Origin of the sequence: Ruminococcus champanellensis 18P13 = JCM 17042, assembly GCF_000210095.1 — a bacterium.
GTDB classification, from domain to species: domain Bacteria; phylum Bacillota; class Clostridia; order Oscillospirales; family Ruminococcaceae; genus Ruminococcus_F; species Ruminococcus_F champanellensis.
The window spans coordinates 794,183-811,450 of record NC_021039.1; the positions used below are offsets into that span (position 1 = coordinate 794,183).

The following is a 17,268-nucleotide window of genomic DNA, read 5'->3' on the forward strand; positions in this document are numbered from 1 at the left end:
GCATGCAGATCAGAATCGTGACGGAACAGAAGAAGCGGTACCTGGAGATGCTGCTTCTGGGGGATGAGCAGGAGAATATGATTGACCGGTATCTGGAACGGGGTGCCATGTATGTGCTGGAGGATCCGGAGCCGGTAGGCGTGTGCGTGGTGACGGATGAAGGAAACGGCATCCTGGAGCTGAAAAATATAGCGGTTTCTCCTGCTGTCCAGGGCAGGGGCTATGGCAGGGCGATGCTGGAGTTTCTACAGTCCCGTTACCGGGGGCAGTACCGGCTTTTGCAGGCAGGAACCGGGGAAAGTCCTCTGACCGTGCCCTTTTATGAAGCCTGCGGTTTTCGCCGGAGCCATGTAATCCCGGACTTTTTCACGCAGTATTATGACCACCCCATCTTTGAAGCCGGCGTGCAGCTGCGGGATCTGGTATATTTGCAAAAGCCCTTATAGTCACAAAGCGCCCGGAAGCAGATGCTCCCAGGCGCTTTGCATTTGTATAAGAAAAAGTTCGTTATGCGTCCAGCTTGTCCATAGCCTGTGCAATGTCGGCAATGATGTCCTCCACATTCTCCAGACCAACGGAGAAGCGGATCATGCCGCCATCGATGCCGGCTGCCTCCAGCTGTGCGTCAGTGAGCTGCCGGTGGGTAGCACTGGCAGGATGCAGCACGCAGGTGCGGATGTCTGCCACATGCACCACCTTGGATGCCAGCTGCAAAGCGTCCATGAACTTGACTGCGGCGCTTTTGCCGCCCTTGATATTAAAGGTGATAACACCGCTGCAACCCTTGGGCATATAGTGCTTTGCCCGGTTATAATAGGGACTGCTATTGAGACCCGGGTAGCTGACGGATGCTACATGCTTGCAGCCTTCCAGATATTCTGCAACCTTCTGGGCATTGTCGCAGTACCGATCCATGCGGATAGCCAGGGTTTCCAGCCCCAGATTCAGCAGGAATGCGGAGTTTGCTGCCGGATAGCAGCCCAGATCCCGCATCAGCTGCATTCTTGCCTTGATAATGTAGGCCTGGTTCCCGAAGGATTCCGTGTAGCTGATGCCGTGATAGCTTTCATCCGGCTCTACGAAATCCGGGAATTTGCCGTTTGCCCAGTTAAAATGTCCACCGTCCACAATGACGCCGCCCACCTGGAGCGCATGGCCGTCCATGTACTTGGTGGTGGAGTGGATCACAATGTCCGCACCGTGTTCAATGGGGCGGCACAGGTAAGGCGTGGGGAAGGTGTTGTCCACAATCAAAGGCAGGTTATTCCGGTGGGCAAATGCGGCAAAACGTTCAATATCCAGTACGGTCAGAGCCGGATTGGCCAGGGTCTCACCGAATACCAGCTTGGTGTTGGGCTTGACGGCAGCCTGCAGCTCCTCGTCAGAGGCTTCCGGACTGACGAAAATGCACTCGATACCCAGCTTCTTCAGGGTCACAGCAAATAGATTGACCGTGCCTCCGTAGATGGAGTTGGTGGAAATGAAGCTGTCTCCGGCACTGCATACGTTGATGACCGACAGCAGGCTTGCAGCCTGTCCGCTGGAGGTGCACATTGCTGCCACGCCGCCCTCCAAAGCGGCAATCTTCTTTTCCACACATTCTACTGTAGGATTGGAGAAGCGGGAGTACATGTGTTCGTTGGGCAGGTTGAACAGATCACCGATATGATCCGTAGAATCAAACGCATAGGTCGTGCTCTGCACAATGGGCATGACACGGGGTGCTCCGTTGGCAGGTGTGTAGCCTTCATGCATGCATTGCGTTTCAAATTTCATAATCTCGTCCTCCTTGTATGTTTTAACATGGATGTAGCATACTTACATTATAATGCATGGGTCAGAAAAAGTCAATGCGGCAAAATGCACAAGGGTGCAGCTTGTTTATACAGAAGTTTTTTCGACTTTTTGTGCAAATTCTTAGAAAAGCCTATTTTGTTTTTCGGTTTTCCATGTTATAATACAGATGTAGTTCAGAAAGGAGGGGAAACAGGATGCAGAAGGATGCGCTGCTGCATGAATTCCGGGTGATCGGCATACGAACCGTGTTCCTGAATATTGCGGTCTATCTGATCTCCGGCTTGGTGCAGGGGTTTACGCTTTCCTTTGCTGTGGGGCTTCTGCTTGGCACAGCGTTGCTGTTCGTCTATCTGCTTCTGCTGTCCCGGTCGGTTGCCCGGTCGGTGGAGCAGCCCGGCGGCCGTCCCCAGGTACAGATGGTCAGCGGATATCTGCTGCGGCTGGTGCTGATCGGTGCAGTGTTCCTGCTGGCGATGCAGATCAGCTGGATCAACGCCTTTGCGGCAATGATCCCTCTGGTTTATCCCCGGCTGATCTATGTGGGGCATGCATGTCTGCACAAAAACGGCGAGCAGCTGTAATCCAGTGCCGCACAGGTTCTGTGCGGTGCCGGCTTTGGACATGCAGTCCGGCATCTTAGGAGATTGATAGGAGATGATGCAAGCTATGAAATTGTCAGATTTTCTGACAGGCGTCAAGGAGGTTGAGGTAAACGGGCCGAAGGTCATTACGTCCTTTACCATTCCCGGGATCGATCTGACGATAAATCTGACCGAAACCATTGTTGTGGGCTGGATCGTGATTCTGATCCTGCTGGCTGTCATTCTGTTTCTGACCCATAATATGCAGGTCAGGGCGGTGACCAAACGGCAGGCCATTGCAGAAATGCTGGTGGAGACGGTGGAAAATCTGGTGGACAGCAGTATGGGAAAGAAATTCCGCAGCTTTGCCCCCTATATTGCTACGATCTTTGTATTTTCCTGCTTCGGCAGTCTGATCAGTCTGATCGGTCTGCGGCCGGTGACCGGCGATTTCAACACCACCTTCTGCTGGGGTCTGATGACCTTTGTGCTGGTGGAACGGGCGAAGATCAAGACCAGCGGCATAGGCGGATTCCTTAAGGGCTTCTTTGAGCCGATCCCGCTGATGCTGCCGCTGAATCTGCTCAGTGAGGCGGCAACGCCGGTGTCCATGGGCTTCCGTCACTTCGGCAATGTGGCAGGCGGTATGATTATCACCAGTCTGCTGTACTTTGCGCTGACGGCAGCGTCCACTGCCCTGGGACTTGCAGTTCCGGTTCTGACAGTGGGCATCCCCGCACTGCTTTCGGTTTACTTCGACTTGTTTACCGGGTTCATGCAGGCATTTATTTTCATTATGCTGACCATGGCGTATCTTGACAGCGCCTTTGGTTCGGAGGAATAGGGCTTCGGGCGGGTACATCCCGCAAATTCTGATTGATATTTTGGAGGTTGTTTATGGAAAAGGCAATTTTGTTGGCAGGCTCTGCGATTGGTGCCGGTCTTGCAATGATCGCAGGTATCGGCCCTGGTATCGGTGAGGGTTACGCAGTTGGTAAGGCTTGTGAGGCAATCGGCCGTCAGCCGGAAGCCTCCGGTCCGGTCACCAGAACCATGTTCGTGGGCTGTGCGGTGGCAGAATCCACCGGTATTTACGGCTTCGTGGTTGCCCTGATCCTGCTGTTCGCAAATCCGCTGCTGGGCAAGCTTTGATCCATGCAGGAGTCCTGTGGGAACATGGCTCCGAAATTTACAGAAAGTAGAGGAGCTTCCCCGTCTCTGGATCCGGGGAACAATGTCATAGCATGTTAGATTTTCTTTCCATTGATGTTGGCAGTCTGCTTTTTACACTGTTGAATACCCTGATCCTGTTTCTGGTCATCAAGCATTTCCTGTTCGGACGGGTGCATGCCGTTCTGGAGGCAAGACAGCAGGAGGTCGCCAAGACCTACCAGGATGCAGAGGATGCCTCCAGACACGCAAGCGAACTGGAGGAGGAATACACCGGACTGATGCAGAACGCAAAGACGGAATCCGAACAGCTGATCCGCAATGCCACAAGAACCGCCCAGTCCCGTTCCGAGGAGATCCTTGCCCAGGCACGGAAGGACTCCGGGGACATGCTGGAGCATGCGGCAGCGCAGATCGAGCAGGACAAGAAACGGGCACGGAACCAGCTGCGGGGCGAGATCTCCGACCTGGCGGTAGAGATTGCCCAGAAGGTTGTGGAGCGTGATCTCAATCAGAGCGATCATGACCGTCTGATTTCGGATTTCATTGACTCGGTGGGTGACAGCCAATGACCGGGCAGGTAGGAAAGGTATATGCGGACGCAGTGTTTGACCTTTGCCTGGAGGAGGACACGCTGGAGCCGGTATACAAGGATCTGAACGCCTGTGCGGCGGTGTTCCGGAAGGAGCCGGGGCTTGCCCAGCTGCTGGAGGTGCCCACCATTCCCCTGGAGGAAAAGCGGGCGCTGGTGGAACGGCTGTTTGCAGGGAACCAGACGGTGGTATCCCTGGTATGCATGCTGACCCAGCGGCAGCGGATCCCCTATGTGCAGGCGGTGACGGATACGTTTAACGATCTCTACCGGGAGCACAAGGGCATTGCCCGGATGACGGTGACTACCTGTGTGCCCCTGCGGGATACCCAGCGGCAGCAGCTGATCGCCGCTTTGCAGAAAAAATACGGCAAGCAGGTGGAACTGACGGAACGGATCGATCCCGCCATTCTGGGGGGCGTCATCGTACAGTACGGAGACACCCTGCTGGACAACAGTGTAAGATCCCGGCTGGAGGCTGTCAGACGGCAGCTGAAACAATAATGCGGCACAGCACAATTTCTGTGGGTGCTGCCATAACAGAACAAAGAAGGTGTATCTATGGATTTACGCCCGGATGAAATAACCGGCATTATCAAAGAGCAGCTGAAGCATTACCATGCCCAGCTGGAGCTGAACGATGTGGGTACGGTCGTGACCGTAGGCGACGGCATCGCCACCATTCACGGCTTGGACAAGTGTATGTCCGGTGAGCTGCTGGAGTTTGAAGGCGGCGTGCAGGGTATGGCGCTGAACCTGGAACAGGATTTTGTAGGTGCCGTTATGCTCGGCTCGGATCGGGACATCAAGGAAGGTGCTGCGGTCAAGCGTACCGGCAGGATCGTATCCGTTCCCGTAGGGGAGGAGCTGCTGGGCAGAGTGGTCAATGCCCTGGGACAGCCCATTGACGGCAAGGGCGCCATTCTGACTCATGAAACCGCCCCGGTGGAGAAGGTGGCCTCCGGCATTATTACAAGAAAGTCCGTACACAAGCCCTTGCAGACAGGCATCAAGGCCATTGATTCCATGATCCCCATCGGCAGAGGACAGCGTGAGCTGATTATCGGCGACCGGCAGACCGGCAAGACCGCCATTGCCCTGGACACCATCATCAACCAGCATGACAAGGACGTGATCTGCATCTACGTTGCCATCGGACAGAAGCGCTCCACTGTGGCAAACGTGGTGGAAACCCTGGAAAAGGCAGGTGCCATGCGCTATACCATTGTGGTATCCGCAACCGCCTCCGAGCTGGCACCCTTGCAGTATATTGCCCCCTATGCAGGCTGTGCCATGGGCGAATATTTCCTGGCCCAGGGCAAGGATGTGCTGTGTGTATATGATGATCTGTCCAAGCATGCTGTGGCATACCGGGCACTTTCCCTGTTGCTGAAGCGTCCCCCGGGGCGTGAAGCATATCCCGGCGATGTGTTCTATCTGCATTCCCGTCTGTTGGAGCGTGCATGCAGCCTGAATGAAAAATACGGGGGCGGCAGTCTGACGGCGCTGCCCATCATCGAGACCCAGGCAGGGGACGTTTCCGCCTATATCCCCACCAACGTGATCTCCATCACAGACGGACAGATCTTCCTGGAAACGGATCTGTTCAACAGCGGTGTGCGGCCGGCGGTCAATCCGGGTATTTCCGTATCCCGTGTGGGCAGCGCTGCCCAGATCAAGGCCATGAAGAAGGTATCCGGCTCTCTGAAGCTGTCCTACTCCCAGTACCGGGAGCTACAGGCATTCTCCCAGTTCGGCTCCGATCTGGATCAGGACACCAAGGAGCGGCTTGCCAAGGGCGAACGGATCGTGGAGGTGCTCAAGCAGAACCGGAATGCTCCCATGACGGTGGAGCATCAGGTGATCGTGATTTATGCGGTGGTCAATAACTTCCTGCGGGAGATCCCGGTCAAGGAGATTTCCGACTTTGAGCATGCACTCTGCACCCATGTGGACGAGACCCATCCGGACATCATCCAATCCATCCGGGATACGGGAGATCTGAACCAGGAAACCCAGGCGGCTCTGGATGCGGTGCTCCGGGACTTTGCCGCACAGTATCTGAGCGCCCAATAACCCGAAAGGAGATATGCCGTTTTCAGGCATAGGGAAATGTCATGGCAACAGCGAATTTAAAGGATATCAAGCGTCGGATCAAGAGCGTGGAAAGCACCATGCAGATCACCAAGGCGATGGAACTGGTTGCGTCCTCCAAGCTGCGCCGTGCCAAGGAAAAGGCAGAGCGTGCCGAGCCGTTTTTCAACATGCTGTACCAGATGATGTGTCAGATCGTAGCGGAATCCGGGGACTTTCAGTCCACCTTTTTGCAGCATCACACCGGCGGCGCCGTTCTGCTGATCGCCATTGCCGGCGACCGGGGGCTTGCCGGGGGCTTCAACAGCAACGTGTTCAAGCAGGTGCAGATCCGGATGGAGGAGCTGCAGACGGCAGGCCGGGAGCCGGTGGTAATTGCCATCGGCAGAAAGGCGGTGGAGTATTTCCAGCGGCGGAATGTGCGGATCCTGGCGGAGTTTGAAAACATCGGCGAGGATATTACCGTATACAAGGCGCTGGATATTGCGGAACGGATCGTGACCCTGTACGAAAAGGGCGACATTCAGGCTGTAGAGCTGATCTACACCAACTATGTATCCCCTCTGGTGCAGGAGGCGCACCATATGCATGTGATGCCGGTAGAGCATCTGGAGTACGCCCCCGGCGGCTACCATGCATTGACCACCTACGAGCCCTCTCCGGAGGCGGTGTTTGACGCACTGATCCCCAAATATCTGGCGGGGATGCTGTACTGTGCGGTGATCGAATCCTTTGCCGCAGAGCAGGCGGCACGGCGTCTGGCGATGGAAAACGCAACGGACAATGCAACAGAGATGATCACGGATCTGTCCCTGGTTTACAACCGGGCAAGGCAGTCGGCGATCACCCAGGAAATTACGGAGATCGTCAGCGGTGCCAACGCACAAAGCTGACCGATTCAGGAAAGGAGCATGACGGCGCTGGCTCAAGCACGTCATAACCATAGAGTATGCAGAATATCGGAAAAATCGTGCAGATCATCGGTGCGGTGGTGGACGTCCGCTTTGCACCGGAGCATCTGCCCAAGCTGCTGAACGCCATCGAAGTGGACAATCACGGCGCTCGGCTGGTGCTGGAGGTTGCCCAGCATATCGGTGACGATGTGGTGCGCTGCATTGCCATGGGCACCACCGACGGTCTGGTGCGGGGCACGGATGCAGTGGATACCGGCAGTCCCATCCGGGTGCCGGTGGGCAGAGAGACCCTGGGCCGGGTATTCAATCTGCTGGGTGAGCCGGTGGATGATAAGCCTGCCCCCCAGGTGAAGGAGCATTGGGCGATCCACCGGGAAGCCCCCAGCTATGAGGAGCAGACCGCATCCAGCCAGGTGCTGGAAACCGGCATCAAGGTCATCGACCTGATTGCCCCCTATCTGAAGGGCGGCAAGATCGGTCTGTTCGGCGGTGCCGGCGTAGGCAAGACCGTACTGATCCAGGAGCTGATCAACAACGTGGCAAATCAGCACGGAGGCATCTCCGTGTTCACCGGCGTAGGGGAGCGTACCCGTGAGGGCAACGACCTGTACAACGAAATGAAGGAAAGCGGCGTCATCGACAAGACCGTGCTGGTGTACGGTCAGATGAATGAACCCCCCGGGGCAAGAATGCGTGTGGGATTGTCCGGTCTGACCATGGCGGAGTACTTCCGGGATCAGGAAGGGCAGGATGTGTTGCTGTTTATCGACAACATCTTCCGGTTTACCCAGGCTGGCTCCGAGGTTTCCGCTTTGTTGGGGCGGATGCCCTCCGCCGTAGGCTATCAGCCCACCCTGGCAACGGAAATGGGCGCTTTGCAGGAGCGGATCACCTCCACCAACAAGGGATCCATCACCTCCGTACAGGCAGTCTATGTGCCGGCGGATGACCTGACTGACCCGGCACCTGCCACCACCTTTGCCCATCTGGACGCCACCACCGTATTGTCCCGTCAGATCTCCTCCCTGGGTATTTACCCGGCGGTGGATCCTCTGGATTCTACCTCCCGGATCCTGACCCCGGAGATCGTGGGACAGGAGCATTACGAGGTAGCACGGGCAGTGCAGACCATTTTGCAGCGGTATACAGAATTGCAGGATATCATTGCCATTATGGGCATGGACGAGCTGTCCGAGGAGGATAAGCTGACGGTGAGCCGGGCAAGAAAGATCCAGCGGTTCCTGTCCCAGCCCTTCTCGGTTGCGGAGCAGTTTACCGGCATGAAGGGCAAGTATGTGCCCATCAAGGAAACCATCCGGGGCTTCAAGGAGATCATTGAGGGCATGCACGACGACCTGCCGGAGTCTGCATTCCTGTTTGTGGGAACCATTGATGAGGCAGTGGAAAAGGCGAAAAAGGGTGTGAGTGAATGACGGCATTCCCGTTGAAGATCGTGACGCCGGAGAAGATCTTTTTTGATGGCTCGGCGGAGCGTGTGGTGCTGCGCACCTCAGAGGGCGACCTGTGTATTCTGGCGCGGCATGAACCGTTTGTGGCAAGCCTGCCCTCCGGCCCGGTACGGATCACCGTGGACGGTGCGGATCGCTATGCAGCCCTCTCCACCGGCGTGGTGCAGGTGGAGAAGGAGGGGACTACCATCCTTGCCTGTGCCATAGAATGGGCGGAGGATATTGACCTTGCCTGGGCAAAGCGCTCCGAGCAGCAGGCGATCGATCGTAAAAACAAGGCAAAAAGCGATGCGGAGCTGCGCCGTGCAGAGCTGAAGCTCCAGCGGGCACTGAACCGCATTCATGTATCCGGTATGCAAAAGTAAATGACAATGCCGCACAAGGCTGGGGTCCCGGCTTTGTGCGGTATTTTTTATTGAAACCGATCCGTATGCCTGTTGGTGTCTTCCTTTTTGTATACGGACAGGGTATTGTCCGGATTGCACAGGGCAAGCAGCACCTCCTTGGGGGTGTAATGGTGCATGGCAAGCTGATGGTTCAGCCATTGCATATCCTTGCCGCTGTCCTGCAAATTACCCGTCAGGATCTTCCCGTCCAGGATCACAGGGATCTGGGGGCTGTCCGGCTGGGGCTGCATGTTGAGATCCGCCGGGGTCACGGGTCGTGCGTCCGGCTTGGGCAGAAAGGACAGCCTGCCGTTTGCCTCCATAACGATCAATTGCAGGCTATCCAGATTGTAGTAGCCGCCGGTGCGGCACTGGGTGAGAAATTCGCTCAGATCCATCCGGGCACGCTTCAGGTGGTTCCGGTACAGCTTGCCGTTGTCGTAAAGAATGAGGGAGCGCCCCTCCAGAAAGCGCCGGGCAGACAGCCACCGGTTGGAGGCAAGATCGCTGAGTACTGTTGCCAGGGCGTAGATGCCCATAGCCAGCAGGGGCTTGAGAAAGTCGCTTTCCAGAGAAGTCGCCATTTCGGCAGCAATGGAGCCGATAGTGATGCCGTTGATATAGTCGAACAGGTTCAACTGGGACATTTGCTTGTTGCCGATGAGCTTGGTCAACAGAAACAGGGCGATGATGGAGCCGATGGAGGCTGCGGTCACGTTCAGTAAATCCATAATCAAATCCTTTCTGTGCAGTCCGGGATCGAATGGCTGCCTTTGTTTTAGCATGCCCGAAAATGCCGATTTTACTGCGCACAGACTTTCAATATTCTGTTCAAACAATCGTAAAATAATATGCTCAAAAGAGCAGGGGGAACCATTCTCCAAACTGGACAATTCCGCCAAACTTTTTGGAAAGGGAAATACTGGTCTTTACAAGTGCCGAAAAATAGATTACAGTATATACAACGAGTACAACAAGGAGGTCATTTTCTTGAATCAGATATGGAAGCGTGTAATTTCGGCGGCAATGGCGGCGACCCTGGTGGCAGGAGGAAGCCTTTGCGCACTGCCTGCATCCGCAGGACAGCAGCTGGGACAGACCAATTTTGACGACGGGGTGGGCTTGCCCTGGCATGTATGCGAGTCTCTGACGGGTAAAATGAATTTTAACATTGACAACGGGGTGTATACCATCGAGATCGTCAATCCGGGGGGCGCATCCCGGGGCGGCGAGGATCGCTGGGACTGTCAGTTCCGGCACAGAGGGCTGACTCTGGTCAGCGGTTGTCACTATGAGGTATCCTTTGATATCACCGCCAGCCAGAGCTGCACCTATTACACCAAGATCGGCGATATGGGTGAGCCTTTTGTGGAGGACTGGCACGGTGAGCCGGACGATTCCCAGCATGAAAGCTACTGGGATGTGAAGCAGCTGACAGCCAACCAGAAAACCACCGTGAAGGGCAGCTTTACCGCAAAGCGCACTGCGGAGGTGGAGTGGGCATTCCACATCGGCGGCGACAGCGTGCAGCCCGGTACCGTCTTCACCTTTGACAACATGTCCCTGATCTGTACGGACAGCAGCGAGCATGACTATGTGGCGGAGCAGCCCTGGGTGCGCTCGGATATCCTCACCAACCAGCTGGGCTACTTTGAGAACATGAGCAAGAAGGCAACCCTGCTTTCCAGTGACAGCAGCGGTGTGGAGTTCTATCTGAAGGATGCCAGCGGCAGCACCGTGTACACTGGTACCTCCACCCCTAAGGGACTGGATGCGGATTCCGGGGACAATGTGCATGAGCTGAATTTCAGCGAATACACCACCGTCGGAACGTATTATCTGGAAACTGCCTCCGGCGCCAAGAGCCGGGAGTTCCAGATCGGCAACGGGGGACTGTACTCCAATATGCTGTACGATGCGCTGAACTATTTCTATCAGAACCGCAGCGGCATCGAGATCCAGAGCCAGTACATCATTTCCGGGGACAGCGCCAGTCTTGCCCGGGCGGCAGGTCATAACCCGGATACTGCCACCATCGAGCAGACCTGGGGCTACAGCGGCAGCAGCGGCACCCAGGACATTACCGGCGGCTGGTATGATGCCGGCGACCACGGAAAATATGTGGTGAACGGCGGCATTTCCCTGTGGCTGATGCAGAACCAGTATGAGCATGCCCTCAAGAAGGGGGATGTTTCGGTATACGCAGACGGAACCATGTCCATTCCGGAGAACGCCAACGGCTATCCGGATCTGCTGGATGAAGCCCGGTATGAAATGGAATGGTTCATGAAGATGATCGTTCAGAGCGGAGACTATGCAGGCATGGCGTACCACAAGGTGCATGACTCCAAGTGGACAGCTCTGGCAGTGGCACCGGCGGAGGATACGGAGGAGCGTATCATCAAGCCGCCCACGACAGCGGCAACCCTGAACGTGGCAGCATGCGGTGCGCAGGCGTACCGGCTGTGGAAGGAGCTTGATGCCACATTTGCACAGAAGTGTCTGGATACTGCCAAGGCGGCATACACCGCAGCCAAGGCGCATCCGGAAATGTACGCACCTCTGGATGAATCCAAGGGCGGCGGCGCATACGGGGACAACGACGCAACGGATGAATTCTACTGGGCAGCCTGTGAGCTGTTTGTATCCACCGGGGACAGCAGTTATCTGAACGACATGAAGGCTTCCAAGCACTATCTGTCACTGCCCACAGCACTGAGCGGCGGCGAATCCGTGGATACGGTGGGCTGCTTTGACTGGGGACATACCGCAGCTCTGGGTTCTCTGACCCTGACCCTGTACACCGATCAACTGGGGGCTGACGCAGATCAGCTCAAGAGCAATCTGACCACCGCAGGGGATTATTTCGCAAAGCTGGCGGCAGACCAGGGCTATGGGCAGCCCTATGGGCAGAGCACCATTTCCTACGCAAACAAGAATACCGGCTATATCTGGGGTTCCAATTCCTTTGTAGCGGACAACGCCATCCTGCTGTCCTACGCTTACGATATGACGGAAAATGACGCATATCTCACCGGGGCAGTCAGCGCCATGGACTATCTGCTGGGCAGAAACCCCATGGATTACTCCTATGTAACAGGCTACGGCACCCACGCCGTCAAGTATCCCCACCATCGGTTCTGGGCGCATCAGGTGCAGGATTCCTACCCGCTGGCACCCAACGGGGTTCTGGTGGGCGGTCCCAACTCCGGCATGGAGGATCCCTGGGTAAAGGGCTCTGGCTGGAAGGAGGGACAGATCGCACCGGCAAAGTGCTATCTGGATCACATCGAAGCCTGGTCTGTGAATGAGTGCACCATCAACTGGAACACCCCTCTGGCATGGATGACCGCATTCCTGGCAGAAAAGGCAGGGGGCATTACCGTGACCCACGGCAGCGGCGGTACAGCCAATGCGACCACCACCCCTGCATCCAATTCCGCAGCGGGTACTGCCGGCACCGGTACGGTGGTGGCAGGCAGCACGCCGCAGGCAGCGGCAGCAGCCTCCAACCAGTCCGGGGAAAAGAAGGATGGGGGCAGCAAGCTGTGGATCATTGTTCTTGCCGTTCTGGCAGGACTCATCAGCATTGAGGTGTTCGTGTTCAAGATCCTCAAGATGAACAAAGCCAATGGAGCTGCACAGGCAGCCGTACCCCAGCAGCCGGCGGCTCCGGTTCAGACCGAACAGCCCCAGGCTCCGGCGGATCCCCAGGATCAGAACCCTCAGCAGCCTCAGTAACAAACGGAACGGCAGCAGAACGCTGCCGTTTTGGTTTTGATCCTTATCCAAATTATTCTGTAGGAAACATACAAAAATGCCCTTGAAACAACACGGATTCTATGCTATAATGAATAGACATAGATAGAATATGCAGCATTGTAAAGATGCTGTTGACAGAAAGGGAAGTTATGAACAATCAGATTCAGGCGCTGCTTGACAGTGTGGAGCAGGTCATCGTAGGAAAGCGCCCGGTGATTACCCGGGTAGTGGCTGCACTGCTCTGTAATGGTCATGTACTGATCGAGGATGTGCCCGGGGTGGGCAAGACCCAGCTGGCAGCATCCCTGTCCCGTTCCCTGGGTGGGAGCTTCAACCGGATTCAGCTGACGCCGGATATTATGCCCTCTGATGTGGTGGGCTTTTCTATGGTGGATCAGCAGACCGGAAAGCTGGAATACCGTCCCGGTGCAGCGATGTGCAATTTTCTTTTGGCGGATGAGATCAACCGTGCCTCCCCGAAGGTGCAGTCCAGTTTGCTGGAGGTCATGGAGGAATATCAGATCAGTCTGGACGGTCAGACCCGTCCGCTGCCCCGTCCCTTCATGGTGCTGGCTACCCAGAATCCGGTGGAGACCTACGGTACCTATCACCTGCCGGAGGCGCAGATGGATCGCTTCTTCATGCGCATCAGCATGGGGTATCCCACCCCGGAGGAGGAAATGCGGATCCTGGAGCGCACGGAGCATTACAATCCCATTGAAAATATCAAAGCACCGGCGGTAACGCTGGATTCCGTTCTCCGGTTGCAGCAGCAGGTGGCGCAGGTCACCGTGGCGGACAGTGTGAAGGCATACATCCTTTCCATCGTCAGTGCCACCCGGAGCATGGAGGAGGTCACCCTGGGGGTCAGCCCCCGGGGCAGTATCGCACTGTACAAGGCGGCAAAAGCAAACGCTTTTATGTTCGAGCGCAGCTATGTGACCCCCGGCGACGTGAAGGCCATGGCGGAATGTGTGCTGGCGCACCGGATCCTGCTTTCCGCAAAGGGCAAAACCGTTTTTGGCACACCCCAGGCGTGTCTGGCATCCGTGCTGGATCGTGTGGCTGTGCCCATGGGCTGAGTGATGGCAGCGGTAGTGGGCTATCTGGCGGTGCTGGGCATCCTGGCTCTGTTCACCTTCTATATGGATGGAGATACGGGGGTGCAGCTTTTGGCGGTGTATCTGCTGCTTCCGGCAGCGTCCGCCCTGCTGACCCTTCTTGCCCGGCGGCAGCTGAAAATCCGGCTGACCCTGCCTGATAGCGTGAAAAAGGGTGGGACATGCATGCTGACAGCGGAGATCACCAAGCGCTGGCGGATTCCACTGCCTTTTGTCCGGTTCCGGCTGGAGCCGGACGGGCATTTTGATTCTCCCATGGTGCCGGTGCAGACGGCTCTGGCATTCGGCAGGCAGGACACCCGACAAGCGGAGCTTCTGCCCCGGATATGCGGACAGGCGCAGGTGGATGCGGCGGATCCACGGGTGATTGGCTACTTTGGCTTTTTAAAGCTGAAACTGGAGATGCCCGCCCCGGCGCAGGTCATGATCGTGCCCCAGGTGCCGGAGCTGACCGCCAAGGATGCGCTGTTTACCGTTATGAGCACCGCCGTGCAGACAGAAAGCGAGGAGGAGACCAATACCCAGGTTGCGTTTGGCGCTGCCACCACTGCAGGCTATGAACACCGGGATTATGTGCCGGGGGATCCTTTGAAGCGGATCAACTGGAAGCTGTCCTCCAAGCGGCAGAGCCTGATGGTGCGGATGGATGAGGCGGTTTCCCTGTCCCGGGTACATGTGCTGTTGGATCTGGCACGGCCTCAGGGCGCCCCTGCATACAAGTCCCGGTTCCTGCTGGAGCAGCAGATCACCGAGGGGGCGCTTGGCATGCTGGCGCTTTGTGCCCGGCAGGGCATGGCGGCGGTATTTTCCTATCAAAGCCTGTCCGGCTGGCAGGAGGTATTGGCAGAAAGCCCGGAGGCGGTGGAGGAGCTGGCACTGCATGTGCTGGAACGGGGCTTTTCTGAAGAATTGGGTGCAGCCCGGCTGTCCGGCAGTTTTCTGTCCGGTTCCGGCAACGGGGTGTATCTCATCTATACTGCAAACCCGGATCCGGAGCTGCTGTCCCAGGCAGCCCATATGCGGGGCGAGGTACATATCGTAATGCCCGGCGGCATGGATGCTGCCGGCGCAAAGCTGCATTTCTGGTGGCTGCAGTCTGATTTCCGGCTGTTGCCGATGACATAAAGGATGCGCTTATGGAACTGTTGCTACAACGTCCTATGGTAAAACGGCTGCTCAGGCTGGACTGGGTGCCGGTGGTGTTTGCCGCCTTGATTCTGACCGGGATCATGAGCTATTACGCCGGGCATTACCTGCCCTTGGCGGCAGTGGGTTCATTGGTTGTGATGCTGGTGCAATTCCGGGTACTGGATTGGATCCACAAAATGCGCTGGCGGGGCTGGCTGATCTATCTGGCAGGGCTGATCTTGTCCTTGTTTCTGATCTCCCAGCTGATTCAGCTGGTCGAGCCAAGTCAGCAGGTGGAGTTTTTCATCTGGGTGCTGACCCCCCAGTCCGTTCTGGACTTTTCCGGGTCCTACACCCTGGTGATGTTCCTGCTGTTCGGCATTTTCATCGGCTTCTGTGTCCATTTCTTTACCCGGATTCAGTACAGGGTTCTGGTGACCTTTGTACTGATGATGTTCCCCTTCCTGCTGTTCGGCCGTGAAGGAGATCCTATGCCGGTATGGCTGATGCTCCTGCTGCCTGCAGCCTATTTTGCGGTGATGATCTATTGCCGGAACCGGCGACCCAGTTCGGATGCACCGAAGCCGGCGGAAATCTGCTCCGGCACCATCTTTCTGTGGATTGCTCTGGCGGCGGTGCTGATTTTGCCGAAGCCTGCGGTGCAGGCGGATCGGCAGCTGATCGAAAGCTTGCTGAATTTTGACTCTCTGACGGATTTCCTGATGGAACGCATCAATGAATTTACCGATTCCTCCCATGTGGATGGGTTCTATCAGAACAGCAGCAAGATCATGTTCTATGTACAGGCACAGGAGCCGCTGAATCTGAAATTCAAGACCTTCACTCTGTACGATCCCGCAACGGATACCTGGAAAGCAGGGAAGCAGGATCAAAAACCGGATGGTACCATATCGCCGGCAGAGGATCCGGTGAATGTGGATCCAGCTCTGCTGTCCAATGCGCTGCTGCATGTGCTGACTGCGGATCCTTCCATCGGGGCGCGATACGGGCTGGATCTGACGGGCTTTTCCGAACAGCCCCGCACCACTGCCCGTGCCTGCACGGTGTATGCGGAAAAGGCACAGTATAACTTCGGACTGACTCCTACCTGCTGGAGTATCTGCTACGGCGCCAACAACAGCAGCGTGACCCGCAGCGGCGTGCTGTATGATAACAGTGTGATGCGCAGCTACCGGGTGCAGTACTACGGGCAGCAGGATCAGCTGACGGAGCTGGCAGTGTACCTGAACCGGACGCTGGATCAGGAGCAGTGGAAGCAATTGCTGCGGCATGCCTGGTTCGGGGCAAGCGACCTGCCCGCGGAGGAAAGAGAGGCGCTGAAGCGTGCCTACCGCATTGTCCGGTACAGCCGTCTGCTGACAGATGACTACATGGCTGCGGATGCACCGGAGATTCCGGAGGGGGTCAAGGCCCTTGCCCAGTCCATCGTGGGGGATGCACAGAGCGACCTGGAAAAGGCACAGCTGCTGGAGCAGTACTTCTGGCACAACGGCTTTGTGTACGACAAAACCTATTACAAAAGTCCGGGGGAGAATGCGGAGACCTTTCTGACAAGCACCCGCCGGGGCATCTGCTTTGACTTTGCCACCTCCTATGTGCTGATGTGCCGGGCGGTGGGGATCCCTGCCCGGTATGTGGAAGGGTACTCCATGAACGAAACCGACCAGAAGGGCATGTTCGTGATCCGGGGAGATGACGCCCACGCCTTTGCGGAGGTGTATCTGACCGGCATTGGCTGGTACTCCATGGATCCTACCATTTCCGCCGGGGATACATCCGATGGGCTTCAGGTGGATAGCCTGGTGCGGTTCATCGGACTGATGGTGCTGGGTGGCTTTGCGCTGGCAGTGCTGCTCTGGTGGCTGCTGCACAGGCGCATTGCAGAGGCATGGTTCCGCTGGCGGGTATTCCGCACTGCGCCGGAGCAGGCAGCATCCCTGCTGATGGCACGGATCAAGAAACAGGCACAGCTTTCCGATGGCTGTACCGCTGAGGAGCTTTCACGGCAGCTGCAAGTGCAGTATCAGGCAGGCTGTGACAGGATCCTTGCTGCACTGGAGCAGTGCATCTACGCACAAAGACCCATGGAGGGGGCGGCGGTTCCGGGACTGTATGTAGAATACACCCTGGCACGGGATCGGATCACACAGGTACAAAGAGAAGCAAGAAAGAAAAGAAGAAAACGAAAAAAAGGGGACAGCATGGAATTGGCATAACTGAACCGAAAGTGGGG

Annotated in this window: 16 protein-coding genes; 14 read left to right on the plus strand and 2 right to left on the minus strand. The window is 56.5% G+C overall.

Annotation, left to right across the window (positions count from 1 at the left end; translation table 11 throughout):
• The first annotated feature begins 2 nt into the window (after window positions 1–2).
• Window positions 3–446, plus strand: a complete 444-nt coding sequence (locus tag RUM_RS03495) for a GNAT family N-acetyltransferase (RefSeq protein ID WP_015557831.1) — start codon at window positions 3–5, stop codon at window positions 444–446.
• A 61-nt stretch (window positions 447–507) separates the two neighbouring features.
• Here RUM_RS03495 and RUM_RS03500 read toward each other — a convergent pair whose 3' ends face one another.
• Window positions 508–1,776 carry an O-acetylhomoserine aminocarboxypropyltransferase/cysteine synthase family protein gene (locus RUM_RS03500; protein ID WP_015557832.1) on the minus strand — a complete coding sequence of 423 codons (1,269 nt, stop codon included), beginning with the start codon at window positions 1,774–1,776 and terminating at the stop codon, window positions 508–510.
• Window positions 1,777–1,991: 215 nt separating this feature from the next.
• Between RUM_RS03500 and RUM_RS03505 the strand changes: the two genes are divergently transcribed.
• From RUM_RS03505 to atpC, 9 genes are all read left to right on the plus strand, one after another.
• On the plus strand, window positions 1,992–2,378 hold the full coding sequence (locus tag RUM_RS03505; protein WP_015557833.1) for an ATP synthase subunit I: 387 nt from the start codon (window positions 1,992–1,994) through the stop codon (window positions 2,376–2,378).
• Window positions 2,379–2,463: 85 nt separating this feature from the next.
• Window positions 2,464–3,222: a F0F1 ATP synthase subunit A gene (locus RUM_RS03510; protein WP_015557834.1), complete on the plus strand. Its 759-nt coding sequence runs from the start codon at window positions 2,464–2,466 to the stop codon at window positions 3,220–3,222.
• Window positions 3,223–3,275: 53 nt separating this feature from the next.
• Complete coding sequence (gene atpE / locus RUM_RS03515; RefSeq protein ID WP_015557835.1) at window positions 3,276–3,530, plus strand: ATP synthase F0 subunit C; 255 nt, start codon at window positions 3,276–3,278, stop codon at window positions 3,528–3,530.
• A gap of 92 nt (window positions 3,531–3,622) precedes the next feature.
• A complete protein-coding gene (gene atpF, locus RUM_RS03520; protein WP_015557836.1) occupies window positions 3,623–4,120 on the plus strand; it encodes a F0F1 ATP synthase subunit B in 498 nt (165 codons plus the stop codon).
• Window positions 4,117–4,644, plus strand: a complete 528-nt coding sequence (atpH, locus tag RUM_RS03525; protein ID WP_015557837.1) for an ATP synthase F1 subunit delta — start codon at window positions 4,117–4,119, stop codon at window positions 4,642–4,644. The genes atpF and atpH overlap by 4 nt, the downstream gene beginning before the upstream one ends.
• Window positions 4,645–4,701: 57 nt before the next feature.
• Window positions 4,702–6,216, plus strand: a complete 1,515-nt coding sequence (gene atpA / locus RUM_RS03530) for a F0F1 ATP synthase subunit alpha (protein WP_015557838.1) — start codon at window positions 4,702–4,704, stop codon at window positions 6,214–6,216.
• Between the two features lie 41 nt (window positions 6,217–6,257).
• Complete coding sequence (gene atpG, locus RUM_RS03535; RefSeq protein WP_015557839.1) at window positions 6,258–7,127, plus strand: ATP synthase F1 subunit gamma; 870 nt, start codon at window positions 6,258–6,260, stop codon at window positions 7,125–7,127.
• Between the two features lie 56 nt (window positions 7,128–7,183).
• Entirely contained in the window at window positions 7,184–8,581 is a 1,398-nt protein-coding gene (gene atpD / locus RUM_RS03540; RefSeq protein WP_015557840.1) for a F0F1 ATP synthase subunit beta, read from the plus strand.
• On the plus strand, window positions 8,578–8,982 hold the full coding sequence (gene atpC / locus RUM_RS03545) for an ATP synthase F1 subunit epsilon (protein WP_015557841.1): 405 nt from the start codon (window positions 8,578–8,580) through the stop codon (window positions 8,980–8,982). Before atpD ends, atpC begins: the two co-directional genes overlap by 4 nt.
• A gap of 47 nt (window positions 8,983–9,029) precedes the next feature.
• Here the strand turns inward: atpC and RUM_RS03550 are convergent, their stop codons facing one another.
• Window positions 9,030–9,734 carry a DUF421 domain-containing protein gene (locus tag RUM_RS03550; protein WP_015557842.1) on the minus strand — a complete coding sequence of 235 codons (705 nt, stop codon included), beginning with the start codon at window positions 9,732–9,734 and terminating at the stop codon, window positions 9,030–9,032.
• Between the two features lie 259 nt (window positions 9,735–9,993).
• Between RUM_RS03550 and RUM_RS03555 the strand changes: the two genes are divergently transcribed.
• From RUM_RS03555 to RUM_RS03570, 4 genes are all read left to right on the plus strand, one after another.
• A complete protein-coding gene (locus RUM_RS03555) occupies window positions 9,994–12,744 on the plus strand; it encodes a glycoside hydrolase family 9 protein (RefSeq protein WP_242821745.1) in 2,751 nt (916 codons plus the stop codon).
• Window positions 12,745–12,914: 170 nt separating this feature from the next.
• Complete coding sequence (locus tag RUM_RS03560; RefSeq protein WP_015557843.1) at window positions 12,915–13,847, plus strand: AAA family ATPase; 933 nt, start codon at window positions 12,915–12,917, stop codon at window positions 13,845–13,847.
• Window positions 13,848–13,850: 3 nt separating this feature from the next.
• Window positions 13,851–15,011, plus strand: coding sequence for a DUF58 domain-containing protein (locus RUM_RS03565; RefSeq protein ID WP_015557844.1), 1,161 nt, complete (start codon window positions 13,851–13,853; stop codon window positions 15,009–15,011).
• An 11-nt stretch (window positions 15,012–15,022) separates the two neighbouring features.
• Window positions 15,023–17,251 carry a transglutaminase domain-containing protein gene (locus tag RUM_RS03570; RefSeq protein WP_081459963.1) on the plus strand — a complete coding sequence of 743 codons (2,229 nt, stop codon included), beginning with the start codon at window positions 15,023–15,025 and terminating at the stop codon, window positions 17,249–17,251.
• Window positions 17,252–17,268: the final 17 nt, after the last annotated feature.